The 23,598-nt window shown below is 68.5% G+C and carries 23 protein-coding genes; 14 read left to right on the forward strand and 9 right to left on the reverse strand.

Translation table 11 applies throughout. The annotated features are described in order from the left end of the window. The first annotated feature begins 6 nt into the window (after positions 1-6). The 5 genes from ACFVVK_RS11475 (at position 7) to ACFVVK_RS11495 (ending at position 3,622) form a co-directional block, all read left to right on the forward strand. Entirely contained in the window at positions 7-978 is a 972-nt protein-coding gene (locus ACFVVK_RS11475; protein ID WP_390266550.1) for a carbohydrate kinase, read from the forward strand. After that, positions 975-1,487 carry a YbhB/YbcL family Raf kinase inhibitor-like protein gene (locus ACFVVK_RS11480; RefSeq protein WP_390266551.1) on the forward strand — a complete coding sequence of 171 codons (513 nt, stop codon included), beginning with the start codon at positions 975-977 and terminating at the stop codon, positions 1,485-1,487. Before ACFVVK_RS11475 ends, ACFVVK_RS11480 begins: the two co-directional genes overlap by 4 nt. A 55-nt stretch (positions 1,488-1,542) precedes the next feature. Further along, positions 1,543-2,361, forward strand: a complete 819-nt coding sequence (locus ACFVVK_RS11485; RefSeq protein ID WP_390266552.1) for an HAD family hydrolase — start codon at positions 1,543-1,545, stop codon at positions 2,359-2,361. Between the two features lie 98 nt (positions 2,362-2,459). Beyond that, positions 2,460-2,708, forward strand: coding sequence for a hypothetical protein (locus tag ACFVVK_RS11490; RefSeq protein ID WP_390266553.1), 249 nt, complete (start codon positions 2,460-2,462; stop codon positions 2,706-2,708). A 170-nt stretch (positions 2,709-2,878) separates the two neighbouring features. Next, positions 2,879-3,622 (forward strand): glycerophosphodiester phosphodiesterase, encoded by a 744-nt coding sequence (locus ACFVVK_RS11495; RefSeq protein ID WP_390266833.1) that lies wholly within the window; start codon positions 2,879-2,881, stop codon positions 3,620-3,622. A 21-nt stretch (positions 3,623-3,643) separates the two neighbouring features. Here ACFVVK_RS11495 and ACFVVK_RS11500 read toward each other — a convergent pair whose 3' ends face one another. Both ACFVVK_RS11500 and ACFVVK_RS11505 read right to left on the reverse strand, forming a co-directional pair. Further along, positions 3,644-4,585: an NAD(P)H-hydrate dehydratase gene (locus tag ACFVVK_RS11500; protein WP_390266554.1), complete on the reverse strand. Its 942-nt coding sequence runs from the start codon at positions 4,583-4,585 to the stop codon at positions 3,644-3,646. Then, on the reverse strand, positions 4,569-5,300 hold the full coding sequence (locus ACFVVK_RS11505) for a histidine phosphatase family protein (RefSeq protein WP_390266555.1): 732 nt from the start codon (positions 5,298-5,300) through the stop codon (positions 4,569-4,571). Before ACFVVK_RS11505 ends, ACFVVK_RS11500 begins: the two co-directional genes overlap by 17 nt. Positions 5,301-5,508: 208 nt before the next feature. Here ACFVVK_RS11505 and ACFVVK_RS11510 point away from each other — a divergent pair, with 208 nt between their 5' ends. Next, the gene (locus ACFVVK_RS11510) at positions 5,509-6,633 is read left to right on the forward strand and encodes a glycerate kinase (RefSeq protein ID WP_390266556.1); all 1,125 of its coding nucleotides are present in this window, start codon (positions 5,509-5,511) and stop codon (positions 6,631-6,633) included. A gap of 62 nt (positions 6,634-6,695) precedes the next feature. Here ACFVVK_RS11510 and ACFVVK_RS11515 read toward each other — a convergent pair whose 3' ends face one another. Both ACFVVK_RS11515 and ACFVVK_RS11520 read right to left on the reverse strand, forming a co-directional pair. Next, positions 6,696-7,403 carry a DUF6766 family protein gene (locus tag ACFVVK_RS11515; protein ID WP_390266557.1) on the reverse strand — a complete coding sequence of 236 codons (708 nt, stop codon included), beginning with the start codon at positions 7,401-7,403 and terminating at the stop codon, positions 6,696-6,698. Positions 7,404-7,407: 4 nt separating this feature from the next. Then, the gene (locus tag ACFVVK_RS11520) at positions 7,408-7,983 is read right to left on the reverse strand and encodes a DUF6328 family protein (RefSeq protein WP_390266558.1); all 576 of its coding nucleotides are present in this window, start codon (positions 7,981-7,983) and stop codon (positions 7,408-7,410) included. 212 nt (positions 7,984-8,195) lie between these two features. Here ACFVVK_RS11520 and ACFVVK_RS11525 point away from each other — a divergent pair, with 212 nt between their 5' ends. Beyond that, complete coding sequence (locus ACFVVK_RS11525) at positions 8,196-9,107, forward strand: SDR family oxidoreductase (protein ID WP_390266559.1); 912 nt, start codon at positions 8,196-8,198, stop codon at positions 9,105-9,107. A gap of 121 nt (positions 9,108-9,228) precedes the next feature. Further along, positions 9,229-9,750: a hypothetical protein gene (locus ACFVVK_RS11530; RefSeq protein WP_390266560.1), complete on the forward strand. Its 522-nt coding sequence runs from the start codon at positions 9,229-9,231 to the stop codon at positions 9,748-9,750. 150 nt (positions 9,751-9,900) lie between these two features. On the opposite strand, the gene ACFVVK_RS11535 is transcribed toward ACFVVK_RS11530, so the two are convergent. Continuing rightward, positions 9,901-11,256 (reverse strand): uracil-xanthine permease family protein, encoded by a 1,356-nt coding sequence (locus tag ACFVVK_RS11535; RefSeq protein ID WP_390266561.1) that lies wholly within the window; start codon positions 11,254-11,256, stop codon positions 9,901-9,903. A gap of 258 nt (positions 11,257-11,514) precedes the next feature. On the opposite strand from ACFVVK_RS11535, the gene ACFVVK_RS11540 reads away from it, so the two are divergent. The 3 genes from ACFVVK_RS11540 (at position 11,515) to ACFVVK_RS11550 (ending at position 14,303) form a co-directional block, all read left to right on the forward strand. Further along, positions 11,515-12,120, forward strand: a complete 606-nt coding sequence (locus ACFVVK_RS11540) for a malonic semialdehyde reductase (RefSeq protein WP_390266562.1) — start codon at positions 11,515-11,517, stop codon at positions 12,118-12,120. A gap of 285 nt (positions 12,121-12,405) precedes the next feature. Then, the gene (locus ACFVVK_RS11545; protein ID WP_390266563.1) at positions 12,406-12,990 is read left to right on the forward strand and encodes a hypothetical protein; all 585 of its coding nucleotides are present in this window, start codon (positions 12,406-12,408) and stop codon (positions 12,988-12,990) included. Positions 12,991-13,136: 146 nt separating this feature from the next. Beyond that, positions 13,137-14,303 (forward strand): GGDEF domain-containing protein, encoded by a 1,167-nt coding sequence (locus ACFVVK_RS11550; RefSeq protein ID WP_390266564.1) that lies wholly within the window; start codon positions 13,137-13,139, stop codon positions 14,301-14,303. A 158-nt stretch (positions 14,304-14,461) separates the two neighbouring features. Here ACFVVK_RS11550 and pgm read toward each other — a convergent pair whose 3' ends face one another. Next, the gene (gene pgm / locus ACFVVK_RS11555; RefSeq protein ID WP_390266565.1) at positions 14,462-16,123 is read right to left on the reverse strand and encodes a phosphoglucomutase (alpha-D-glucose-1,6-bisphosphate-dependent); all 1,662 of its coding nucleotides are present in this window, start codon (positions 16,121-16,123) and stop codon (positions 14,462-14,464) included. A gap of 147 nt (positions 16,124-16,270) precedes the next feature. Between pgm and ACFVVK_RS11560 the strand changes: the two genes are divergently transcribed. Next, positions 16,271-16,912, forward strand: a complete 642-nt coding sequence (locus tag ACFVVK_RS11560) for a DUF4190 domain-containing protein (RefSeq protein WP_390266566.1) — start codon at positions 16,271-16,273, stop codon at positions 16,910-16,912. Positions 16,913-16,973: 61 nt separating this feature from the next. On the opposite strand, the gene ACFVVK_RS11565 is transcribed toward ACFVVK_RS11560, so the two are convergent. From ACFVVK_RS11565 to ACFVVK_RS11575, 3 genes are all read right to left on the reverse strand, one after another. Next, the gene (locus ACFVVK_RS11565; RefSeq protein WP_390266568.1) at positions 16,974-18,443 is read right to left on the reverse strand and encodes a peptide MFS transporter; all 1,470 of its coding nucleotides are present in this window, start codon (positions 18,441-18,443) and stop codon (positions 16,974-16,976) included. 163 nt (positions 18,444-18,606) lie between these two features. Then, positions 18,607-19,728, reverse strand: coding sequence for an alcohol dehydrogenase catalytic domain-containing protein (locus tag ACFVVK_RS11570; protein WP_390266570.1), 1,122 nt, complete (start codon positions 19,726-19,728; stop codon positions 18,607-18,609). Positions 19,729-20,350: 622 nt separating this feature from the next. Further along, positions 20,351-21,772 carry an amidase gene (locus tag ACFVVK_RS11575; RefSeq protein WP_390266572.1) on the reverse strand — a complete coding sequence of 474 codons (1,422 nt, stop codon included), beginning with the start codon at positions 21,770-21,772 and terminating at the stop codon, positions 20,351-20,353. 419 nt (positions 21,773-22,191) lie between these two features. Between ACFVVK_RS11575 and ACFVVK_RS11580 the strand changes: the two genes are divergently transcribed. Together ACFVVK_RS11580 and pheA are read left to right on the forward strand one after the other, a co-directional pair. After that, positions 22,192-22,518 (forward strand): rhodanese-like domain-containing protein, encoded by a 327-nt coding sequence (locus ACFVVK_RS11580; protein ID WP_390266574.1) that lies wholly within the window; start codon positions 22,192-22,194, stop codon positions 22,516-22,518. Then, positions 22,519-23,520, forward strand: coding sequence for a prephenate dehydratase (pheA, locus tag ACFVVK_RS11585; RefSeq protein ID WP_390266576.1), 1,002 nt, complete (start codon positions 22,519-22,521; stop codon positions 23,518-23,520). It abuts the gene before it with no gap. Positions 23,521-23,598 lie beyond the last annotated feature (78 nt).

The raw sequence follows: 23,598 nt of genomic DNA on the forward strand, positions 1-23,598 counted from the left end.
ATGAGCATGCTCACAGTTATTGGCGAGGGGCTGGTTGATGTCGTCCAGCGGTCCTCCGGCGTCCAGGCCCATGTCGGCGGCAGCCCCCTCAACGTGGCAGTGGGGCTGGCCCGGCTCGACCATCCGGTCCAGTTCCTTGGCCGCTACGGCCGGGACGCCTACGGCGAAGCCCTGGCGGCGCACCTGAAATCGAGCTCCGTGCTGCTCCCGCTGGCGCCCGACGACCTTCCCACCAGCGTGGCCACCGCACTGGTCGACGACGCTGGCGCCGCCACTTACACGTTCGACCTCGCCTGGCAGCTCCCGGGCGTCGCGGCCCGCCTGCCGTTCCTCCTGCAGGGAACCACCCTGCTGCACACCGGCTCCATCGCGACGATGCTGGCGCCCGGTGCCGCCGAGGTGCTCGCCGCCGTCGAGCGTTGCCATCCGTCCGCCACCATCAGCTTTGACCCCAACTGCCGCCCCAGCATCAGCCCGGACGTGGATTACGCCCGCGGACAGGCCGAAAAGTTCGTGGCGCTCGCCGACGTGGTGAAGGCCTCCGATGAGGACCTGGAATGGCTCTACCCGGGCACGGATCCGCTGGACTCGGCCCGCCGCTGGCTGGCGCTGGGGGGCTCGGAAGGGCCGGCGATGGTGGTGGTCACCCGGGGCGGCGAGGGACCCTGGGGCATTAACGCCGCCGGGGTGGCCGAGTTCGCCGCTCCGCGGGTGGTGGTCGCGGACACTGTGGGGGCCGGGGATACGTTTATGGCCGCGCTGCTGTCCGCCGTCGTGGACCTCGGCCTGGACGGGGCCCAGAACCGGAAGGCCCTGCGCGAACTTGCCGTCGACAACCTGCGCGACCTATTGGCCCACGCCTCGCGCGCGGCCGCCGTCACCGTCTCCCGCGCCGGGGCCAATCCGCCCACGCGCGCCGAGCTCGCCCAGCTGGAACTGGGGGAAGCGGCCCCCGCCACAACGGAAGGACAGCCATGACGCACCACGATGTTCCCGCATTCCACGTCGGCAGCGAATCCTTTGCCGAGGGGCAGACCGTTCCGCCGGCCCAGCGCAGCGGCAGAATGCGTGCCGGCGGCCAGGACGAGTCCCCACAGCTGAGCTGGAGCGGCGCACCGGCGGAGACTCGGGGCTACGCCGTCACCATGTTCGACCCCGACGCCCCCGGCCGCGGCGGTTTCTGGCACTGGGCGGTGCTGGACATCCCCGCCGATGTCACATCCCTGCCCGCCGGCGCAGGAGCCGAAGGCGGCAAGCTTCTTCCGGCAGGTGCCCTGCAGCTGAAGAACGACGGCGGATTCCGCGGCTACGTCGGCGCTGCCCCGCCTCCCGGCCACGGCCCGCACCGCTACGTCGTCACGGTCCATGCCTTGGACGTGGCGGCCTCGGGTCTGGATGAGCGCACGTCCCCGGCAAGCCTCGAGTCGAAACTCTCGCGCCACACAGTGGGCCGCGCCACGCTCACCGGCATCTACGAACGCCACTGACCCCGGCGCCGCCCGCGCCCCAGCCCGCCGGCGCAGGCCCACGTAGACTGGCAGTATGCGTCTGGTTGCAAGCGATATTGACGGAACGATCCTCAGCCACGAGGGCAAGATCAGTGACCGGACCGTCCGTGCATTCCACGCCTGCCGCGATGCCGGGGTGGAAGTAGTCTTCGTCACGGGCCGCCCGCCGCGCTGGCTCCACCCGCTGCAGGACCAGCTTGGGCACACCGGCACCGTCATCTGCTCGAACGGGGCCGTGGTCTGGGACCTTGAGGCCGACCGCATGCTCTCCGCACGGGCGCTGGGGCTGGACGCCATGTTCGAGGTCCGCCGCATCATCCGGCGGCTGCGCCCCTCCGCCCTGTTTGCCGCCGAAACCCTGACGGGCTTCCACCTGGAACCGGGTTTCCTCGAGAACGGCTCGAGCCGGCTTCTCGAGGAGTTCACGCCCGCCCCGCTGCGCAGCACCCTCACGGCGACCGACTCCGTGGTGAAGTTCCTGGCCATAGTCCGCGAGGGCACGGCCGATGAGTTCCTCGCCGAGGTGACCCCCGCCGTCGCCCATCTGGCCGCCGCGACCCATTCGGCACCGAACATGGCCCTGCTGGAGCTGTCCCTTCCAGGCGTCAACAAGGCCGTCACCCTCGCCGAGTACGCGGCGTCCCTCGGCATCGGTGCCGCGGATGTGGTGGCCTTCGGCGACATGCCCAACGACATCGAGATGCTGCGCTGGGCCGGCGAGGGTTACGCGATGGCCAGCGGCCACCCGGAGGCCATCCGCGCTGCCGACCAGCAGGCGCCGCACTTCGACGACGACGGCGTCGCCCAGATCCTCGAGGCCAAGCTCGCCGAACTCGGCCTCCGGACGGGCTAGGCGATGGGCCGGTCACCGGATTCCCAGCGGGCGGTCAACTGATGTTCATCTTGGCCTCCTAGGCTGGAGACTCGCGACAGACCGATAGTGGGGAAATCATGGCCAAGCAGCGCATCAACTACACGGAGGACCAGCCTCTGAAGCAGGCGGAACCGGACGGGCACTGGGGGCAGCTGCGCCAAGGTGACCGCGTCAGCGTCCGGCTCGCCCCGGGCTTCGAGACCGGCGGCCTCGTGGACGCCGTGACGGCGGACCACAGCGTTGTCTGGGTGGACCTCGACGGCGGCCGCGGCCGCACGCTTTTGCACAGCAGCGACGGCGTCGAAATCCGCCCGCACGACTCCTGACCTCCCCGCCAGGCAAGCCGGGGCTCGGGTACGCTTCAGTGGTGACCACCCCGCACCCCTACTTTGCCCCTCGCGGCAACCGTGACGGCGACTATGACGGCGGCAACCGCGGCAGCGCCCAGGAGGGCGCCGGTGCCCGGGCCGCCCACGGTACAGGAATGCCCCTGGCGATGGCCCATCGGGGCTTCTCCCTGGACGGACTGGAAAACTCGATGGCCGCCTTCCGGGCCGCCGTCGACCTGGGGTTCCGGCACCTGGAGACGGATGTGCACACCACGGCTGACGGGGTGCTGCTGCTGTTCCACGACAAAACCCTGGACCGCATCACGGCGGAGCGCGGCCGGATCGCGGACCTTCCGGCGGCGACCGTGGCGAGGGCACGGATCGGCGGGACCGAACCGATCCCGCAGTTAGCGGAACTCGTCCAGGCCTATCCGGACGTCCGGCTCAACATCGACGTCAAGGACTGGAATTCCGTTGCCGCGCTGGCGTGGGCGATCGAACGCTATGAACTGCACGACCGGGTGCTTGTCGCCAGTTTCTCGGACCGCCGGCGCCGGGCCGTGCTGCGGCAGCTGAGCCGCCCGGCTGCAGGCTCCGCCGGCACTGTGTCCACGGCGCTGTTCGTTCTTCTCGGGCCGGTACTGCCCGCTCCGCTGATGTCCTTCGTGGTCCGGCACGCCCTGGATGGCGTCCAGGCCCTCCAGGTCCCGTTCCGCTATGGCCGCGTCCGGGTGGTGACGGCCGCCTTCGTCCGCCGTGCACACCGGCACGGGCTCCAGGTGCACGTGTGGACCATCAACGAGCCGGCCGAGATGCACCGGCTGCTGGACCTCGGCGTCGACGGGATCATCACCGACCGCGCGGACCTGCTCAAGGCAGTCCTGCTGGAACGTGGGACGTGGCAGGGCTGACCCGCAGTCCAGGCGGACAGCTCAGGCGGACAGCTCCATCATGAGCGGCGGCAGTTCCTCGGTGAGCTCCCGGGCCAGATAGCCCAAGCCGCCCAGCCTGCTGGCCAGCCGGTCTCCGGCTGCCGCATGCAGGTGCGTCCCCCAACACGCGGCCTGCGAATCGGTGGTTCCCCGGGCGCGGAGGCCTGCGATGGCTCCGGCGAGCACGTCACCGCTGCCGGAGGTCCCGAGTCCGCTGTGCCCGGTCGTGATTTCCCAGAGGCCGGGCTCGTCGGCCGCCTTCCCTTTGCTGCCGCCGGGCCGCGCAATGACGCCCTGGCAGGTGACGACGGCCTGGTACTTCTCCGCCAGGTCCGGCACCTGCCGGTGGAGATCGTCCACGTCCTGCCCGAGCAGGATGGCGGCCTCGGTGATGTTCGGGGTGAGGATCAGCCGGCCCGCCCAGGCGGCCAGCTCGTCCTGCAGCTCCGGCAGGCTGCCGAGGGCAAAGGCGTCCAGCACAAAGCACGGCTGCCGGGCACCGGAACCGGGCTCATTGCCGGGACTGCCCGGGCTGGCTTTGAGAAGTTCCCGCAGCAGCGCGGTCGCCTGGTCCTTGTCATCGAGGCCCGGCCCCACCAGGACGGCGTCGGCGGCTTCCAGTTCGGCACCAAGGCCCGCGGCGGCAGACCCCACGACTGTTCCCGCTGCCGTCTCCGGCAGTCCCAGAACACCCGCTTCCGGCAGTCCCACGGCGAGCTGTACCGCCACCGACTCCGCCACAGCCAAGGTGAGCCGGCCGGCGCCGGCGCGGAGTGCAGCGACGCCGGCCAGCAGCGCCGCTCCGGGGGTCTTCCGAGCGCCGCCGATCACCAGCACCGAGCCGCGGTCGTCCTTCCCGGAACCGCCACCCGGAAGGGCCCACTCCCGCAGCAGGGTCGGGGTGACGGCCTCGGCCTGCGCGGAGTTAGCGGGGGTGGACATCGGCGTCCCCCGAGTGCTGGGTGACCGCAACGCCTTCAGTCACGAGGTGGTCGGCCATGTTGAAACCCTCCAGCAGCCACGGTCCGGTGCCCCCGGGCCGGACGAACCGGCTGACGGAGGCATTGAGGATGGTGGACGTCGCCGCGATGTCCAGCAGCTCACGCTCCGTGAGCCCCTCCAGGATGTAGCGGATGAGCAGGATGACGGCATCGTGGCACACCAGCAGGATGCCCTCGCCGGCGTGGCGGCGGTCGAGGTCGGCGAGCAGGGAGCGAAGCCGCAGTGCGACGTCGGCCCAGGATTCGCCACCTGGCGGACGGTAGTAGAACTTGCCGAGCCATCGCCGTCGTTCGGCTTCCTCGGGGAGCCGTGCCTCCACGCCTGCGGACGTGAGCATGTCCAGGATCCCGAGCTCGCGGTCCCGGAGCCGTTCGTCGACGAGGACCGGCGTTGGCCAGCCGCCGGTCTGGACGGCCAGTTCCGCTGTTTGGCGCGCCCGGGCGTAGGGCGAGGACCAGACGGCGGTGCGCCGGTCCTCCGGATACCCTGACAGCAGCCGGCCCAAGGCAAGCGCCTGGTCCCGCCCCGTGTCCGACAACTCGACGTCCGCGTCTCGGGCCGGCACGTTGATCACGTGCGCCCCGGCCTGGTGGGCCAGCGTGGCGGCCACGTTTCCCTGGCTCTCGCCGTGGCGCACCAGCACCAATTCCGTCACGCCCCGGAGGCTTCCGGCCCGTCCATCGTCCTTCACCGCAACCCCCTGTGCGTTGGTCCCTCCCTCGGCGCGCTCCCTCGGCTCGCCGTCGGGTCGAAGCTTTGTGGCTGCCACGTTACTACCGCCGCCTGACATTGTCGCGGCCGGCCGGGGCCCCCGGGGATGACACAGAACCGAGACGGAGCCGCCGGGCTGGCAGGATGGTGCCATGCGAATCCTCATTGCCCCGGACAAATTTAAAGGCTCCCTCACCGCCGCCGAAGCCGCCTCCGCCATTGCCGAAGGCGCCCTGCGCGTCTATCCCGACGCCGAAGCCATCCAGTTCCCGGTTGCCGACGGTGGCGAAGGGACGCTGGAAGCGGCCGTCGCGGCCGGCTACGAGGAGAGGATTAATGCCGTCGTCGGCCCGATCCTGGCGCCGGTCGGTGCCGCGTGGGCTATCCGCAAGGACGCCTCCGGCGGGGCCACCGCGGTGATTGAAACGGCGCAGGCCTCCGGCCTGGCGCACATGGAACCGACCCCCGCCAACGCGCTGCGCGCGCACAGCTACGGCTGCGGCCAGCTGATCGCCGCCGCCCTGGACGCGGGAGCCACGGAAATCGTGCTGGGCGTGGGCGGCTCGGCCATGAGCGACGGCGGCAGCGGCGCCCTGCGCGCGCTCGGCCTCAAGCCGCTGGACGCCGCCGGCAACGTGGTGCCCCTCGGCGGCGGACCCCTCGCCGATGTGGTCTCGGTGGATACGAGCGGGCTGGACCCGCGGCTGTCCGCGGTGAAATTCAGGATCGCCGTCGACGTGCAGAACCCGCTCTACGGCGGAGACGGCGCGGCGCACGTGTTCGGCCCGCAAAAGGGCGCCGACGCGGACGCAATAGAGCTGCTCGACGCCGGCCTGCGCAACTGGGCCTCGGTCCTGCGCGAGTGCACAGGCCGGGACGTCAACGTCCCGGGCGCCGGTGCGGCCGGCGGGTTCCCGGCGTCGTTCCTGGCCTTCAGCACCGCCGCCCTGGAAGGCGGCTTCGAGCTCGTCGCCGGGCTCACCGGGCTTGCGGAAAAACTGGCAGTGGCCGATCTGGTCATCACCGGTGAAGGCTCCATGGACAGCCAGTCGCTTACCGGCAAGGCGCCGATCGCGCTGGCCGACGCCGCCCAGTCCCGAGGCATTCCGGTGATTGTGGTGGCCGGCCGGATCCTCGTCAGCCCCGAAGACCTTGCCCGGCACGGCGTGGTGGCCGCGGCGCAGCTGCTGGATGTCGCCGCGAGCCCGGAGGAGGCCGTTGCCAACGCCGCCAAATACCTTGCCTGGGCCACCAGCCAGGTTCTTGAAGGGGCCTGAGGGGCGCGCAACGAAGGGGGCCACGGGACGCCGTCGGGGCATCAACACCGCGGTGCCGGAGTTCAGGCGCCCGTCTCGTAGTGCGGTTCGGCCACGGGCTTGGACTCGGGGGAGCCCTTTTCCCGTAGGTAGACGGAGGCACCCACCAGTACCGCCACGGCCAGGAATTCGCTCTGCCAGTTCTGGAAGGACTCGAACCAGAAACGGCTTGTGGCGAGGTAGCCCAGCACCGACACCGTGGGCTGGCCGTGGCTTTCCTGGTCGCTGTTGTAGTCCTGGGTCCCGCCGACCAGATGCAGGACGAATGACATCAGGAAGAGTGCAAAAAACATGATCGACAGCGAGTGCTCGTAAAGCTTGAGCACCCATCCGCCGCGGCGGACGGGCCAGGGTGTGGCGGCCTTGATCGTGGCGTGCCGGGGGTCCTCATCCTGCGGGGCGGCGCTGCCCATCGGCTTCGACTCGGAGGAACCCTTTTGGAACAGGAACACGGTCAGCAGGACGTACATGCCCATCTGCAGGAACTCTGACTCCCAGTTTTCAAACGTCGCTTCGACGAAGGCCCCGGTGCGGAGGTACTCCAGCACGGATACTGCCGCCTCGCCGTGGGCCGTCTGCTCATCGCTGTAATTGGCTGCCCCGCTGAGGACCATGCCGCCGAAAAAGACGACAAAAAGCCCGATGTTGGCCAGCAGCAGTCCATGTTCCTTGACCCACTTGCCGATCGTTCTTGAAGGTGCGTCATGCCGTCGGTCTGCGATGTTCGTCATCGGACTATTCCCTGCCCTCTTGGTTGTCGCTGTCGTTGTAATGGTCTTCACGGTCTTGGTTGCCTTCAGGGCCGTCTGGTTGGTCGTCGTCGGACTGCCGTGCTTTCCTGCGGAGCCGGGCCGGGACAAACACCAGCAGCAGTACCAGAACCGCGAACAGCACACCGCCTACGATGAGGCCAGCGGTGTGCCCGACAGTGACATCGAAGACGAGGGTCGTCGTCCCGACGCTCAAGAGCGCCACGCCCGCCAGCGACACCTTGGTGATGCTGTCCGCGCTGGATACCAGGGTGGCCTTCAGCCTCTGCCGGAAGAGCCGGCGGTGGACGCTGACGGGAAGCAGGATCGTCGCGGTGGTGAGCGCCGCCAGCACCACGAGGCTCAGGTAGAGGGCCGTCTGGAACTCGGTCAGCGTCGCGAACCTGGCCTGGAACGGCAAGGTCAGCAGGAACCCCGCCAGGATCTGCACGCCGGTCTGCAGCACCCGGAGTTCCTGCAACAGTTCCATCCAGTTACGGTCCAGCGTCTCTTCCGCGGTCTCATGCCGGCCGCGGCCGTTGGACTCGCCAGGATCTGGCATCGGGCTCCTTCGACGGACGTGTTCTGCTGCGGGCCGCAGCACACACTCAACTTAAGCTTGAGGCTTTGATTATGACAAATTGGTAGTAAGTCTGCTGATTATTTTCCCGTTAGGGTGGAAGTGTTGACTCCGCTGGGATAGTTTCGAGGAACCGGTCCGGCGCCGGGGCCCGGGAACGAACCCTAGAAAACCGACACGCAGTTAGGTGGACTATGAGTGATTCAGGCAACGCTTCGACCCACAGGCAGGACCAGCCGGGCGACCCCCGCGCCGGCTACCACTCCGGTGGTTTTCCCGAGCAGGAACAGAAGCAGCCGGGCCTCACCGCGCCAATGAACCCGACGCCGGACCACGGCGAGGAGAGCTACCGCGGCAGTGGCGCGCTGAGCGGCAAAGCGGCGCTGATCACCGGCGGCGACTCGGGCATCGGCAAGGCCGTCGCCATCGCCTTCGCCCGTGAAGGCGCCGACGTCGCCATCTCGTATCTGCCGGAGGAAGAAGAGGACGCCCAGGACACCGCCGAGTGGATCCAAAAGGCCGGCCGCAAGGCGCTCCTGCTCCCCGGTGACGGCCGGAGCGAGGACTTTGCGGCCGGCATCGTCAAGGATGCGCTGGCGGAGTTCGGGCGGCTGGATGTGCTCGTGCTGAACGCCGCGTACCAGAAGAACCGCGACAGCTTTGAATCGCTCCCCACCGAGGAGTTCGACCGGGTCTTCAAGACCAACCTCTACTCGCTGCTCTGGACCGCCCGCGCAGCCGTGCCGCACCTCGAAGCGGGCGCCTCCATCATCACCACCGCGTCCATCCAGGCTTTCAACCCCTCCCCGCAGCTCGTTGATTACGCCATGACCAAAGCAGCGCAGGTCGCCTTCACCAAAGCGCTCGCCCAGGAGCTGGGGCCGAAGGGGATCCGGGTCAACGCCGTGGCGCCGGGACCGATCTGGACACCCCTCATTCCCGCCACTGAATGGCCCGACAAGCTGCCAACCTTCGGGCAGGACACGCCCCTGCAGCGCGCGGGCCAGCCCGCGGAGCTGGCCCCAGCGTACGTGCTGCTCGCCTCGGACCACGGGTCCTACATTTCTGGAGCCGTGCTGCCGGTGACAGGAGGCAAGGGCCTGTAGGGCCTTACCGGCAGCCGCTGCCGCGCTGCACCACCACCAGCGGCACCAACAACCTGCGCCACCCCAACAACGGACCGTCGTCCAAGCACCATTTCCACTCAGAACAACAGGAGGAAACGGCATGACACAGGAGAACCAGAACGAGGACCCCATTGAAGAAGCCGGGGGATACGGAACTCCGACCGCGGAGCAGGAGATGCCCCACGGCGACCCAAAGTCCTTCGCCCAGCCCCGCGAAGAAGAAGCCTTCGATGCTGCAGGACTGAACCAGGACAGCACGGACGGCGAGGCGTACCCGGCCGGGGCGCCGGACTTAAGCCAGTCCGGCACCGAATCGCAGGACAGTGCAGGAGCGCCCGGGGCAGGTCGCCTCGGTGGAACGGAGGAACAAGTGAGTGCAGAGAACGCCAGTACGGACCCGGGATTCGACGCGGACGCCAGGCCTAATTCGCAGGCAGCGATGCCCTCATCCGAGGCTGACATGGACGCGGCCAACACCGAAGAGCCCGACGCCGGGCGATCCTTTTCCTCGGAGTCCGGCCAGGACGCGGCAGGGCTGCCAGACGGTTCCGGGACGGACCTGCCGGAAAGCAAGTCCCCGAAGGATCGGGACGACGACGAGGAACAGTTCGACGCCGGCTAAACCCGCCCGGCCCTAGGGCCCGGCGGGCCGGCGCCTGTACGTCCGCGCTGGCGGAGAACACAAGGACCGCCCTTCCGGCCACCGATTGGTGGCCGGAAGGGCGGTCCTTTCTCGTGCGGTGTTTTTGCTGAACTACGGCCGGCTGGGCCGCTAGCGGCGCTTCTTCGCCGTGCGCTTCGCGGCAGCATTCAACGCTGCCGCGACGGCGGCGGTGGGCGCCGGGTCCTCGGTTTCCGGTTCCGCCACCGTCCCGCGAGCCTTCGCGATCGCCTTCATGCCGTGGTAAATCACCAGAGCCGCAGCCGAGCCCAGCGCGATGCCCGTGAACGTCAGTTCCCCGATGGTCCAGGTATAGTCCGCGATTCCGATGATCAGGGCGACGGCGGCGGTGGTCAGGTTGATCGGGTTGGAGAAGTTGACCTTGTTCTGGACCCAGATCTTCACGCCCAGGATCCCGATCATGCCGTACAGCATGGTGGCGGCACCGCCCAGGACGCCGGCCGGCACCGTGGCGATGAGCTCACCGAATTTCGGCGAGAAGCTCAGCAGGATGGCGAAGGTGCCGGCCACCCAGTAGGCCGCCGTCGAATACACCTTGGTTGCCGCCATGACGCCGATGTTTTCGGCGTAGGTTGTGGTCCCGGAGCCGCCGCCCAGGCCGGCCAGCACGGTGGCTGCGCCGTCGGCCAGCAGCGCCCGTCCCGAGACGCCGTCGAGGTTCTGCCCGGTCATCGCGGACACGGACTTCACGTGGCCAATATTTTCGGCGACCAGCACCAGCACCACGGGAACGAACAAGCCTACGACGCCGAGATGGAACTCGGGAAGCTGGAAGTGCGGCAGGCCCACCCACGCGGCGCCGTCCATCTTGGCAAAGTCCACTTCGCCCCGGGCCATGGCGACGAGGTAGCCCACCACGACTCCCACCAGGATGCTCAGGCGGCCCAGGATGCCGCGGAACAGCACGCTGACCAGAATGATGACGGAAAGTGTGATCAGCGCCGTGACCGGGGCCTTGTCGAAGTTGAGCTTTGCCGCGGGAGCCAGGTTCAGGCCGATCAGCGCCACGATCGCGCCGGTGACGATCGGCGGCATGACCCGGTTGATCCAGCCGGCGCCAAACTTTTGCACCACGGCGCCGACGACGGCGAGGGTGGCGCCGGCGAGCACCACGCCGCCGAGCGCCCCTGGGATCCCGAACTGCTGCTGGGAGGCCAGAATCGGGGCGATGAACGCGAAGCTGGAGCCGAGGTAGCTGGGCACCCGGCCCTGGGTGATGACCAGGAACAGCAGCGTGCCGATGCCGGAAAAGAACAGGGTGGTGGCCGGCGGCATGCCCGTGAGGATCGGGACCAGGAAGGTGGCGCCGAACATTGCCACGACGTGCTGCATTCCGACGCCGATCGTCAGCGGCCAGGTGAGCCGCTCGTCGGGCCGGACAACCTCACCGGGGCGGATGGACTTTCCGGTGCCGTGGAGTTTCCACTTGGTGCCGAGCATGCTCATTGCCGGGGCCTTTCGGAGAATGTGGGGAGGAAGGAATCTTCCGGTGCAACTTTACCGCGCAGGGCCCCACGGGACCCCCGGCCGTCGCCGGGCAGCCCGCTGCCCGGCCGGAACGGCCCGCTGCCCGGCCGGAACGGCCCGCGATTGTGGCCAACATCACCGGCGGGCCGGGAAGCCGCCGTTCCGGCCGGGAGTTGCAACCAAGGACAGCAGCAAGGCTGGCGCGAGACGGAGTGCAGGCACAGCGAAAGGGACCCCATGACAATCGCCCACGACGAGGCAGTAATCGACGCAGCCGCCGTCGACGCCATCTTTGCCGAGGCCCGCACCGCCAACGCCTTCACCGGCGAGGTCAGCGACGAGCAGGCCCGTGCCATCTATGAACTCACCAAGTTTGGCCCGACGGCCTTCAACTCCCAGCCGCTGCGGGTCACCTATGTGCGTTCCGAGGAAGCGCGCGCCACACTGGTGGGTGCCCTCTCCAACGGCAACCGCGCCAAGACGGAGTCGGCCCCGCTGGTTGCCGTCCTGAGCTACGACACCGCGTGGCAGGAACAGTGGGACAGCTTCCTCCCCGGTTACATCGCCCCCAAGGCCATGTACGACGCAGCGCCTGACCTTGCCGCCGCAACCGGCAACAACAACGCCCACCTGCAGGCCGGCTACTTCATCCTCGCCGTCCGCTCCCTGGGCCTCGCGGCCGGTCCCATGACGGGCGCTGACTTCGCCGCGATCGACGCCGCGTTCTTCCCCGACGGGAGCCAGAAGAGCTTCCTGGTGGTCAACATCGGCCAGCCCGGTCCGGACGCCTGGGGCGACGCCAAGCCGAAGTTCGCATACGAGGACGTCGTCCGCACCGTATAGCAAGCAGGTGCCGCCCCCTCGCGGAGGTGCCCCGGGCTCTGTTTTGTCGCGGAGGTGCCTCCGGCGCATTCTTTCGCGGAGGTGCCTCCGGCACCATGGGGGACAGGCCGGAGGCACACGGGACGCATTTCTGCGGTTCAGCGCATGGCCTGCATCCGGGGCCACTACCTATTTTAGTCCGCGCCGGAGCCCTCGACACAGTGGATTGCGCGGGTGGCTGGGGGCAACCATCCCCGATCTGCACGCCCCGATTCCTCAGTCGCCGGGGCGTGGCAAACTTGCCTCATGCGGAACCTCATTGTGGTGGCGTTCGTGGAGCCAGTGGCCGAGGGGCTGGAGTTCCCCCGGGATAACTGGCCGCTGCACATCACGCTGGTCAAATTCGACGTCGCGGCCCGCGACTCCGCCCGGCCGGCCGCCCACAGCCCCGGCCCCCGAGATGCCGATCCCCAGGACCCGGACCCCACAAAAACGGCGGAGGCCGACACGCCGGCGGACCCGCTCGCCGAAACGCTCGCCTCCCTGATGGAGGAGGCCGTCGCAGACGCCCTCGGAAGCGGCCTGACCGTGGGCCGTGATGACGGCTTCGGCAGGGGCGGGTCCATCCCGGTCAACCTGATCGAACCCAGCGAAAAACTGACGGGCCTGCACACGGCACTGGTCCGGATGGTTCAGGACCTGCCCGGCAGGATCTCGACGCCGGCCTACACCCTGGAAGGCTTCCGCCCGCACGTCTCCCACCACGGGGACAAACGGCTCAATCCGGGAGACGCCGTCGCACTGGACAGGATTGCCCTGGTGGACATGGCGCCCGACGGCGGGCACGCCACCCGCCGGGTACTCAAGCTGTGGGTCGGTCCCTTAGGCTGAGCGGACGCGGGCGCGCCCGGCTGCGGGGCCGCCGTGCGTCACATCGGTACACCGACCATGGATTTCCGCGGGCGGGTGCCATACTTGGGTCAACTTCGACGATGAATCACACACATCGGAGGACGGACGAAGGACGGGGGAACTTCATGATCCTTGACACCGCCACCTTGCGGGTCGCCCTGGCCCTCGTCGACCTGACGCTGCTCCTGCTGTTCTATTTCATCACCTTCCGGCGGACGAGGTCTGCGTACAGCGGCTGGTGGTGCATGGCCCTGCTGCTCTTCCTGACCGGGAATTCGGCGTTCCTGCTCAACGGCACCATCCACCAGGCATGGGCCAACCCGGCCGGAAACGTGCTGCTAGTGGCCGGCGCGGCCAGCATCTGGGCGGGCGCCCGATCGTTGCGGAGCGCCAGCACATCCCGCTGGCATTTTGCGGTTGCCCCCGGCATCGTGGCTGTCGCTTCAATCCTTGACAGTCCGGCCACGAACATCTGGGCCGGCGGCGCGTTCTACCTCGGGTTCATGGGCATCCTGATCGGCCTTGGCTGCAGGGAACTGTTCCTGCTCGAACGTGAGTACTCGCACGTGCACCGTCCGCTGGCCTTCGTCGCCGGCCTTCTTGCCCTCTTCTACGCGGGCCGCTTTGTCGCGTTCCTGGCGGAAGGTCAGTCCGGCCCCATCTTCACCTCCGTCTTCGGGTCGGTGGCGACGACGGCGCTCTCCACCGTCACGCTCGTGGTGGCGTCTTTCACGATGGCCGAACTCAGTTACGAGCAGCTGACCCAGGACCTGCGGGCGCGTGCCACGGTGGACGGGCTGACCGGCCTCCTGAACCGTGCGGCTTTCCTGGACCTGGCGGAAAACGAACTGCGCCGCCTGCGCCGGACCAGGACCACCGCGTCACTGATCCTCGCGGACCTGGACCACTTCAAGTCCATCAACGACGAGTTCGGACATTCGGCCGGGGACACCGCCCTGCAGGCGTTCGCCAGGGCCTGCACGGTAACGGTGCGCTCCACCGACCTCGTGGGCCGCTACGGCGGCGAGGAATTCATCCTCCTGCTCCCCGGCGTCACCCCCGCACGGGCGGGCGAAATCACGGCCGAAATCAGCCGCGGACTCCAGGAATCGGGGCGGGGTGTCGTTCCGCGCCTGCCTACCGTCAGCTACGGCATCGCCTCCGCCGACTCCGGGGCAGCGACCCTCCAGAACGTGGTGGCCGCCGCAGATGCCGCACTCTACCAAGCGAAAACGCTCGGCCGGGACCGCTCGGTGCTGGCCGCGGGCGCGCCCAAGGACAAGACCGACTGACAGCACTGGACGGCCGTTCCTGCGCCCGCCTGCCCGCGCGGCCCATACCTGCACCCGCCTGCCCGCGCCCGCGCGCCCCATGCGGCGGGGAGCGGAACCGGGCGGGGGCGGCCCCGGTGGGAGGCCGACCCGCGCCGTGCTGCCAGTTTGCCGGGCGGCTAGGAAATGACGCCGTCCACCAGGGCCTTCGCTTCGGCCTGGACCTGCTTGAGGTGCTCGGCACCCTTGAAGGACTCGGCGTAGATCTTGTAGACGTCCTCCGTGCCGGAGGGCCGGGCCGCGAACCAGGCGTTTTCGGTGACCACCTTGAGGCCGCCGATTGCTGCACCGTTGCCGGGAGCCTCGGTCAGTTTGGCGGTAATCGTTTCGCCGGCCAGTTCGGTGGCCGTGACGTCCGAGGAGGACAGCTTCCCGAGCGCGGCCTTCTGCTCACGCGACGCGGCGGCGTCGATCCGGGCGTAGACGGGGTCGCCGAACTGATCCGTAAGGCCCTTGTACAGCTGCGACGGCGACTGGCCGGTGACGGCCGTGATCTCCGAGGCCAGCAGGGCCAGCAGGATGCCGTCCTTGTCCGTGGTCCAGACGCTGCCGTCCATCTTGTTAAAGGAGGCACCCGCGGATTCCTCGCCGCCAAAAGCGCCTTCGCCGGACAGCAGCCCGGGAACGAACCACTTGAAGCCCACCGGAACCTCCACGAGCTTGCGGCCCAGGCTCCCGGCCACGCGGTCGATGATCGAGGAGGACACGAGGGTCTTGCCGATCACGGACTGCGGGTTCCAGCCGCTGCGGTGCCGGTACAGGTAATCGATGGCGACTGCGAGGTAGTGGTTGGGGTTCATGAGTCCGCCGCGTCCATCAACCAAGGGCGTCACAATCCCGTGCCGGTCGGCGTCGGCGTCGTTGCCGGTGGCGATGTCGAACTTTGCTCCTTCGGACATCCTGCTGATCAGCGAGGCCATCGCCGACGGCGAGGAGCAGTCCATCCGGATCTTCTCGTCCCAGTCCAGAGTCATGAAGGCCCACTGCGGATCAACGATCGGATTCACGACCGTGAGGTCCAGCTGGTGGCGTTCGCCGATCTCGCCCCAGTAGTCCACTGAGGCGCCGCCCATGGGGTCGGCGCCGATCCGGACGCCCGCCTCGCGGATGGCGTTCAGGTCCAGTACCGAGGGGAGGTCGTCCACGTAGCTGCTGAGGAAGTCGAACTTGCCGGTCGTCCCGGCAGCCAGGGCATCGGCCACGGAGATGCGCTTGACGCCGCGCAGGCCGTTTTCGAGCAGCTCGTTGGCGCGGTTGGCAATCCAGCCGGTGGCGTCGGTGTCCGCGGGCCCGCCGTGCGGGGGGTTGTACTTGAACCCGCCGTCGCCGGGCGGGTTGTGGCTGGGGGTCACCACGATTCCGTCGGCCTGCGGGGCGCCGGAGGCGGCATTGCGGTTGTGGGTGAGGATGGCATGGCTCAGTGCCGGGGTGGGCGTGTAGCCGTGGCGGGCGTCGATGAGGACGTTCACGCCGTTCGCGGCCAGCACCTCAAGGGCAGAGTTTTGCGCCGGTTCACTCAGGCCGTGGGTGTCCTTGGCCAGATACAGCGGACCGGTGATGCCCTGTCCAGCCCGGTACTCCACGATCGCCTGCGTGATGGCAAGGATGTGGGGTTCGTTGAAGGACGCCTTCAGGCTTGAACCCCGGTGCCCGGAGGTGCCGAAGGCCACCCGTTGCCCGGGGTCGGAAAGGTCCGGCGAAACGTCGTAGTACGCGTCAAGGAGCGCAGTGAGGTCAACAAGGTCCTGGGGTTGGGCAACTGTGCCCGCGCGGCTAGCCATGGCATTAGCATGCCAGACGACGGCGCGGTGCAACACGGTTTCGCGGCAAACCCGGTCCTGTGACGCGAGAAGTCCGCCGGACATGCCGGGTCCAACGCAACCCTGCGGCGGTACTCTGGACCCAGAGACTTCTCGAGGGGACATGCCATGACTGACCAGCCAAAACAAGGGAACAACGAGACGCCCGAGGGCCAGCAGCCGACGCTGCGACTCCCTGACCACCAGCCGGATGTGCCCCGGCAGCCGGCACCGCCCTCCGGCCAGGAGCACGGCGGGTCCGCGACGCAGCACTTCGCCCAGCCCGGGTCCCCGGCCCAGCCGGACTACACGCAGTCTGGCTACCCGCAGCAGCCCTACACCGGCCAGCAGCCCGGGCAGGACCATTACGGCCGGCCGGCGCAGGACCAGGGCCAGTACTCAAGCCCCTACCCTCCGGTTTACGGCCAGCCCGGCCAGTCCTACGGCGAGAGCTCCCCGTATGCCCAGCCGGGCAGCTACAACGCGTACGGCCAGCCCTCCTACTACGGCGCGTCGCCGGCCCCCAAAACGCTGAGCATCGCCAGCATGTGCTGCGGCATCGCCGCACTCGTGGGATTCGGTTTCTTCCTGCTTCCGCAGCTGGCCGCGGTCATCCTGGGCCACCTAGCCCTGCGCCGCGAACCGGCAGGCCGGGGCATGGCGATCGCCGGGCTCGTGATGGGTTACGTGGGCATCGCCGTGACTATCCTGGTGCTGGTCATCATCGGATTGGTCATCGGCACCGCCCGCAACAGCGGGTACAGCGTCTAGGGACACGCCCGGCGGGCCCCGCTTCCGCGCAAGGTCAGCGCGGGATGCCGGTTTCAGCGGGTCAGCGCACGCCGCCCATGAGCTTCTTGATCGCCGGCGAGGCCGCCGCCATGCCCACAGCCAGCAGGATGGCGGTTCCGCCCACGCCGATGAAGTACGGCAGTTCGTCGTTGGGGTTGTACAGGCCGGACAGGATGCCGGCGAGCGTGGTGCCCAGTGACACGGAGAGGAAGAACAGGGCCACCATCTGGGTGTGGAAGGCCTTGGGCGCCAGCTTGGTGGTCACGGACAGCCCGATGGGGGACAGGAACAGTTCGGCGAGCGTGAACAGCAGCAGGATTCCCGCCAGGGCCAGCAGCGGAGTCTTTCCGCCGCCGGAGAGGGGGATGAACGCCAGGAACGCCAGCCCCATGACGAACAGACCGATGGAGAACTTCAGCGCCGAGCCCGGCTGCTTGCGGCCGAGCCGGGTCCACAGGGCAGCCATGACGCCGGCGAAGATGATGATGAACACCGGGTTGATGGACTGGACCCAGGCCGCCGGCATTTCCCAGCCGAAGAAGTTCCGGTCCAGCTTTTCCTCCGAGTACACGGCGATGAAGGTGAACTGCTGCTGGAACAGGGCCCAGAACGCGGCGGAGGCGACATACAGCGGAATGAACGCCGCCACCCGGCCGCGTTCGGTGGCGGTGACCTTCTTGCTGCTGAAGATCAGGGCGAAATAGATGACGGACGCGCCGATGGCTGCGTAGGCCATGGACGTGGCCAGGTTCTCGGCGTTGACGGTGCCGGTGCTGAGCAGGACGGCGATGGCCGCGGCGATGACGCCGAAGATCAGACCGTACTTTTTGCGCTCGGCGTCCGGGAGCGGGTGCGCGACCCGCTGACTCTGGGCGGGGAGCTTGCTGCGGCCCCGGGCGTAGACGGTCAGGCCAACGGCCATGCCGACGGCGGCGGCGCCGAAGCCCCAGTGGAAGCCCTGGCTTTCCTGCAGCCAGCCGGTGACGAGGGGGCCGATCAGCGCGCCGGCGTTGATACCCATGTAGAAGATGGAGAACCCGGCGTCGCGGCGTTCGTCCTTCTCGCCGTAGAGCGTGCCGACGAGGGCGGTCGCGTTCGCCTTGAGGCCGCCGGAACCGACGCCCACCAGCACCAGGCCGGTGATGAGGCCCGGGACACCGGGCACGAGGGCCAGGCCGATGTGGCCGGCCATGATCATGATGGCGGAGCCGAACAGCACCTTTTCGGAACCGAAGAGCCGGTCCGCCAGCCAGGCGCCCAGAATGGTGGAGAGGTAGACGCCGCCGCCATAGGCGCCGACGAGCCCGGCGGCCAGGCCCTTGTCGATCTCCAGGCCGCCCTCAGCGGCTGTGAAGTACATGTAGTAGAGCAGGATTCCCTGCATGCCGTAGAAGGAGAAGCGCTCCCACATTTCTACGGAGAAGAGGCTGGCCAGCATCTTTGGGTGGCCAAAAAAGGAAGTATCGCCCGGCGTTGTAGCGGGGCGATTGTCTAAATGAGTTGTGCTCATTTACTTAATGCTGACATTATGACGCGCGATTGTCACATTCGCGGCGCCTTGGGGCAAGCTACGGCGACGGTGTTTCGCCGGAAATTTTCGCGGATTCCGGGGCCGTGCGGGGCGTCCGAAAAAGTTCCGCCGGGGGCCTTCTCAGACCCCCGCGGCCTGCCTCTCAGGCGCGCTCACCGCCGTCGAACATGATGATCTGCCGGATGGCGTGGCCGTCCGCCAGCTGGTCCATGGCCTTGTTGATGTCGGCCAGGGCGATGCGGTCCGAGATCAATTCCTCGACGGGCAGTTTGCCTTCCCGCCACAGCTGGGCGTACTTCGGGATGTCCCGCGACGGGACGGCCGAACCAAGGTAGCTGCCCACGATCGTTCTGGCCTCGGCGGTGACGGTCAACGGCGCGAGCTGGGCGCGGGCCTCGGGGGAAGGCAGCCCGGCCGTGACAGTGGTGCCGCCGGGAGAGGTCGCGGCGAAGGCCGTTTCAAAGGCGCGGGCATTTCCGGCGCACTCGATCACGTACCGGGCCTTGATCCCACCGTCGACGACCTGCTGCGGGGTGTACGTCTCGTGGGCGCCGAGCCGGCGGGCGTGGTCGAGTTTTTGGTCCAGGGTGTCCACGGCGACGATCCGCGAGATTCCTTGGGAGATGGCTGTGATGAGCGCCGCCATGCCCACCCCGCCTAGGCCGACGATCATGACGCTGTCCTCGGGCCGGGGCCGGGCCGCGTTGAGCACGGCGCCCCCGCCGGTCAGCACGGCGCAACCCAGGACAGCGGCGACTTCGGCCGGGATGTCGTCGTCCACTGGTACGGCTGACGCGCGGTCCACCACGGCATGGGTAGCGAATCCCGAGACGCCCAGGTGATGGTGGACAGGCTCGTCGCCACGGCTCAAGTGCCGGGAGCCGTGCAGCAGGGTTCCGTCATTGTTGCTCTTCGAGCCGGCGGTGCAGGGCAGCCGGCCGTCCTCGGCGCAGTTCTCGCAGTTCTCGCAGCGCGGCAGAAAGGACATGACCACGCGCTGCCCGGGCTTTAAATCCGCGACGTCGGCCCCGACCTCGACGACCCGGCCCGCCGCCTCGTGGCCCAGCAGCATGGGCACCGGCCGGACGCGGTTACCGTCGACGACGCTCAGGTCCGAGTGGCAGATCCCGGCGGCTTCCAGCCGAACGAGGATCTCGGTGGGCCCGGGCGCAGTTAGGTCGAGTTCGGAGATGCTGATTGGCTTGGACTCTGCGAAGGGGCGCGGGCGGTCGATTTCCTCAAGTACTGCACCGGTGATCTTCATCGATCCTCTTTCCTGGCCGCCTCGGGTTTGACTGAACCATATCCGCCGGGCGGAGGCAGCGTCCATTTGGCGGGGGATGGCACGTTGGCCAGCACCGCTCGGCCGGCGGGCGGCTCCCCGGGGGGACATGTCCAACCCTGGAGGCCGCCCCTGGACATAGATGGCTTGTGTCCGCCCGTCGCCGTGACCAGGGGACATGTCCCCCGGAGCGGGGAACATGCCCGTACGGCAACCATCGTTCGTGCAGCCCGTCCGGGGACATGTCCGTACGGCAACCATCGTTCGTGCAGCCCGTCCGGGGGACATGCCCATTCCTGGTCCCCGCGAGTGGACATATTTGGATTGTGCCCGCAGGTCATCATGACCAGTGGACATGCCCCTCGAGGACACGGGACATGTCCGGTGACCGGTGGAACCGCTGGTTATGTTCCCTGAGAAGCATGAGCAGAGGACATGTCATCCCTGGGCCCTGGACATGTGCTTTGCCCGGGTCAACCGTGGACATGTGCTCCGGCCGGGGGCAGCGCGGGACATGTCCGGTTTCGGGTGGGACGGGGGAGCATGTCCGGCCAGGGCGGGCCCCGGCCGTGGTCGAACGCGGCTAGCGGCAGCAGGGGCCGGGTCAGAACCCTAGTTGGGCCGCGACCTGCAGCAGCAGCCCCTCGGAGCCCATCGGTCCGATCAGCTGCACTCCCATGGGCAGGCCGGAACCGGCGGCGCCGCCGGTCCAGTGCAGCGGAATGCTGATTGCCGGCAGGCCGCAGACGTTCACCATGGACGACCACGGCGCGTACTCGCATTGCTTGCGGTAGTCGTCGTCGGCGTCGTCCGCCCATTCGGCGGCCGGCCAGTAGCCGCCGCCGTGGCCCGCACCGGTAAACCAGCCCACCGGCCGGGGTGACTGCGCCAGCGCCGGCGTGAGCACCAGGTCCCACCGCGCGTACTGGGCGATCGTGTCCCGCTGGAACTGCCGGAGGAAACCGAGGGATTCATTGAGTTTGGCCGTACTGCGCTGCTGCGCCCGGCGCCGGAACGTGCGGGTGAGCGGGGTCAGGAGCGCCTCGCGCTGCGGTGCGATTCGCGCACTGCCGACGCCGGCCGTCCAGGCCGTGGTGAAGGCGTCCGGGTAGCGGTTGTCGTAGCGGATCACGGCCTCCGAGGTCTCATGGCCGGCCGCCTCGAGCCGCGCGGCGCCGTCGGCCAGCGCCTCGAGCGACTCCCGCTCCGCGGTGCCAGGGAAAAGCGCCTGCCACGGGCTGTCCAGGCTGACGCCGATCCGCAGCCGGCCAGGCTCCCGGCCGGTCAGTTGCAGATAGCTGGCGTCCGCCGGGCCGGGCACCAAAGCATCGAGCATCAGTGCGGCATCGGCGGCGGAGCGGGCGAGTGGCCCGGCAACCACGAGCCGTGCGGGGTCGCCGGAGCTTTCGCCGGCCGGCACGAGCCCCCGGCCCGGTTTTAGTCCCACGAGCCCGCAGGCGGCGGCCGGGATCCGCACGGAACCGCCGCCGTCGGATCCCGGCGCGAACGGCAGCAGCCCCGCGGCCACGGCGGCAGCGCTGCCGCCCGAGGAGCCGCCCGAGCTGCGGCTAAGAGCGTATGGATTGCGCGACGGCGGGGCCACCCGGTTCTCGCTGTAGGCTGTCAGGCCGAACTCGGGAACCTGGGTTTTGCCCAGCGATGTTACGCCCGCGGACTTGAGCGCGGCGGGGAGTGCGCCGTCCGACACGGCGGGTCTGTGCTCCAGGGCCGCGCTGCCGTGCGTGGTGACGACCCCCTGCACATCTGTCAGGTCCTTGAACGCGACCGGCATGCCGTGCAGCGGGGGCAACGCGTCGCCGCCCCGGCCGCGGAGAGCGTGGCGTTGGTCCGCAGCCGCCGCGTCCCTCCGCGCCTGTTCCGCGGTAACTGTGATGAAGGCCCCGAGGTGCGGGTTCTGTTCCTCGATGCGGCGCAGGAAATGGTCGGCGGCCTGCAGGGCGGAAAGCTCGCCGGAGTTGAGTGCATCGCGGAGCCGGACGGCGGACAGCTCGTGGATCTCAGCCAAGGAAATGCTGCCTCAGCCGGTCCTGGAGCGGGGCGACTCCCATTCCGGGAGGGCATGTCCGTTCGTGGGAGCTGCGGGTGGGCATTGTGGCATTATGTCCAGCCGTCGCGGTGAGGGGAGGGCATGTCCCGGGGGAGGGGAGCGCGGAGCCCGGGTGATGGCCGGCCGTCGCGGTGAGGGGAGGACATGTCCGTTCCTGGGGCCTGCGGGTGGGCATTGTGGCATTATGTCCAGCCGTCGCGGTGAGGGGAGGGCATGTCCCGGGGCTGGAGCCGGGGTTGGGCCGCTTCGCGGCGTGTTCGTCAGCCATGGGCCTCCTTCGTGCTCTCCAGAAGCGTAACGTGCAGCCCGCGCGCGTGCCGTGCCAGCGGCGAGGGATACGCTGGGATCAGACCCGGAAAACAGCGGAAAGGACGAACATGAGCGACTTCCAGAGCGTCAGTGTGTCTGGCATCCCCGAGGGTGCCAAGATCGTTGATGTCCGCGAGGACTATGAATGGGTTGCCGGTCATGCCGAGGGCGCGTTGCACATTCCAATGGACCAGCTGCCTGCCCGGTTCGAGGAGCTTGACCCGGACGAGGACGTCTACCTCATTTGCCGTACGGGCGGCCGGTCCTACCGCGCCACTGCATGGCTCGTTGGCATGGGGTACTCCGCAACGAACGTCGCGGGCGGCATGGACCAGTGGGTTGGGACCGGCATGCCGCTCGTGTCCGACAACGGCCTCAAGCCGGTCGTCCTGTAAATGAAGAAGGAAGAGCCGTTGCCCGCACCCACCGTCACGTACACATTCCTCGGACCCGAAGGCACCTTCACCGAGGCGGCCCTGATGCAGGTTCCGGATGCCGCGGACGCCATCCGGATCCCGTCCTCGAATGTGAACACGGCGCTGGACAAGGTGCGGGACGGATCCGCCGATGCGGCCATGGTGCCGATCGAAAACTCGGTGGAGGGGGGCGTGACGGCCACGCTGGACGCCATCGCCACCGGTCAGGAACTCCGGATCCTCCGGGAGGCCCTGGTGCCCATTAGCTTCGTCCTCGTCGCCCGGCCGGGCGTGCGGATCGGGGACATCCGCCGCGTCTCCACCCACGGGCACGCCTGGGCCCAGTGCCGGCTCTGGGTCGAAGCTAATATTCCGAATGCGGAATACATTCCGGGGTCCTCCACCGCTGCGGCGGCGATGGGCCTGCTGGAAGGGGACGGCGCCCACTACGACGCCGCAATCTGCGCTCCCATTGTGGCCACGGAGCAGCCTCTCCTGTCGGTGCTGGCTGAAAACATCGGTGACAATCCCGGTGCCGTGACCCGGTTCGTTCTCGTGGGCCGGCCGGGCGACCTGCCGCCGCGCACCGGAGCGGACAAGACCACCGTGGTAGTGCCGCTGCCCGAGGACCGCCCGGGCGCGCTGATGGAGATCCTGGATCAATTCGCCACACGCGGCGTGAATCTGAGCCGGATCGAATCCCGCCCGACCGGGCAGTATCTGGGCCACTACTTCTTCAGCATTGATGCCGACGGCCACGTGGCCGACGCCCGGATGGCGGACGCGCTCGCGGGCCTTCACCGGATCAGCCCGGCCACCCGCTTCCTCGGTTCCTACCAGCGTGCCGACGGCCACGAGAGCAGCGTCCCGCCGCACACCTCGGATCCGGCATTCCGGGCCGCGCATGCGTGGGTGAAAGGCATACTTCGCGGGGCATCTGCGGTGGCGGAATATGCCTCAGGGGGTTCGCCCAAAGCGTAGACAAATGCCTGAGGGCGCACTTCCACGCCTAGTTAACTGTGCGTATGCTTGCTTGATCCACATTGGGGAAATCCTCTA

Origin of the sequence: Arthrobacter sp. NPDC058192, from assembly GCF_042883665.1 — a bacterium.
In the GTDB taxonomy this organism is placed as follows: Bacteria; Actinomycetota; Actinomycetes; order Actinomycetales; family Micrococcaceae; genus Arthrobacter.

Bases quoted from the DNA above. Each gene is read 5' to 3' on its own strand.
- ACFVVK_RS11530 (WP_390266560.1), top strand. From the start codon at position 9,229: ATGACACAGGAGAACCAGAACGAGGACCCCATTGAAGAAGCCGGGGGA.
- ACFVVK_RS11485 (WP_390266552.1), top strand. From the start codon at position 1,543: ATGCGTCTGGTTGCAAGCGATATTGACGGAACGATCCTCAGCCACGAG.
- ACFVVK_RS11510 (WP_390266556.1), top strand. From the start codon at position 5,509: ATGCGAATCCTCATTGCCCCGGACAAATTTAAAGGCTCCCTCACCGCC.
- ACFVVK_RS11480 (WP_390266551.1), top strand. From the start codon at position 975: ATGACGCACCACGATGTTCCCGCATTCCACGTCGGCAGCGAATCCTTT.
- ACFVVK_RS11475 (WP_390266550.1), top strand. From the start codon at position 7: ATGCTCACAGTTATTGGCGAGGGGCTGGTTGATGTCGTCCAGCGGTCC.
- pgm (WP_390266565.1), bottom strand. From the start codon at position 16,123: ATGGCTAGCCGCGCGGGCACAGTTGCCCAACCCCAGGACCTTGTTGAC.
- ACFVVK_RS11545 (WP_390266563.1), top strand. From the start codon at position 12,406: ATGCGGAACCTCATTGTGGTGGCGTTCGTGGAGCCAGTGGCCGAGGGG.
- ACFVVK_RS11495 (WP_390266833.1), top strand. From the start codon at position 2,879: ATGGCCCATCGGGGCTTCTCCCTGGACGGACTGGAAAACTCGATGGCC.
- ACFVVK_RS11525 (WP_390266559.1), top strand. From the start codon at position 8,196: ATGAGTGATTCAGGCAACGCTTCGACCCACAGGCAGGACCAGCCGGGC.
- ACFVVK_RS11570 (WP_390266570.1), bottom strand. From the start codon at position 19,728: ATGAAGATCACCGGTGCAGTACTTGAGGAAATCGACCGCCCGCGCCCC.
- ACFVVK_RS11560 (WP_390266566.1), top strand. From the start codon at position 16,271: ATGACTGACCAGCCAAAACAAGGGAACAACGAGACGCCCGAGGGCCAG.
- ACFVVK_RS11580 (WP_390266574.1), top strand. From the start codon at position 22,192: ATGAGCGACTTCCAGAGCGTCAGTGTGTCTGGCATCCCCGAGGGTGCC.
- ACFVVK_RS11535 (WP_390266561.1), bottom strand. From the start codon at position 11,256: ATGAGCATGCTCGGCACCAAGTGGAAACTCCACGGCACCGGAAAGTCC.
- ACFVVK_RS11515 (WP_390266557.1), bottom strand. From the start codon at position 7,403: ATGACGAACATCGCAGACCGACGGCATGACGCACCTTCAAGAACGATC.
- ACFVVK_RS11490 (WP_390266553.1), top strand. From the start codon at position 2,460: ATGGCCAAGCAGCGCATCAACTACACGGAGGACCAGCCTCTGAAGCAG.
- ACFVVK_RS11550 (WP_390266564.1), top strand. From the start codon at position 13,137: ATGATCCTTGACACCGCCACCTTGCGGGTCGCCCTGGCCCTCGTCGAC.
- pheA (WP_390266576.1), top strand. From the start codon at position 22,519: ATGAAGAAGGAAGAGCCGTTGCCCGCACCCACCGTCACGTACACATTC.
- ACFVVK_RS11500 (WP_390266554.1), bottom strand. From the start codon at position 4,585: ATGTCCACCCCCGCTAACTCCGCGCAGGCCGAGGCCGTCACCCCGACC.
- ACFVVK_RS11565 (WP_390266568.1), bottom strand. From the start codon at position 18,443: ATGAGCACAACTCATTTAGACAATCGCCCCGCTACAACGCCGGGCGAT.
- ACFVVK_RS11540 (WP_390266562.1), top strand. From the start codon at position 11,515: ATGACAATCGCCCACGACGAGGCAGTAATCGACGCAGCCGCCGTCGAC.
- ACFVVK_RS11520 (WP_390266558.1), bottom strand. From the start codon at position 7,983: ATGCCAGATCCTGGCGAGTCCAACGGCCGCGGCCGGCATGAGACCGCG.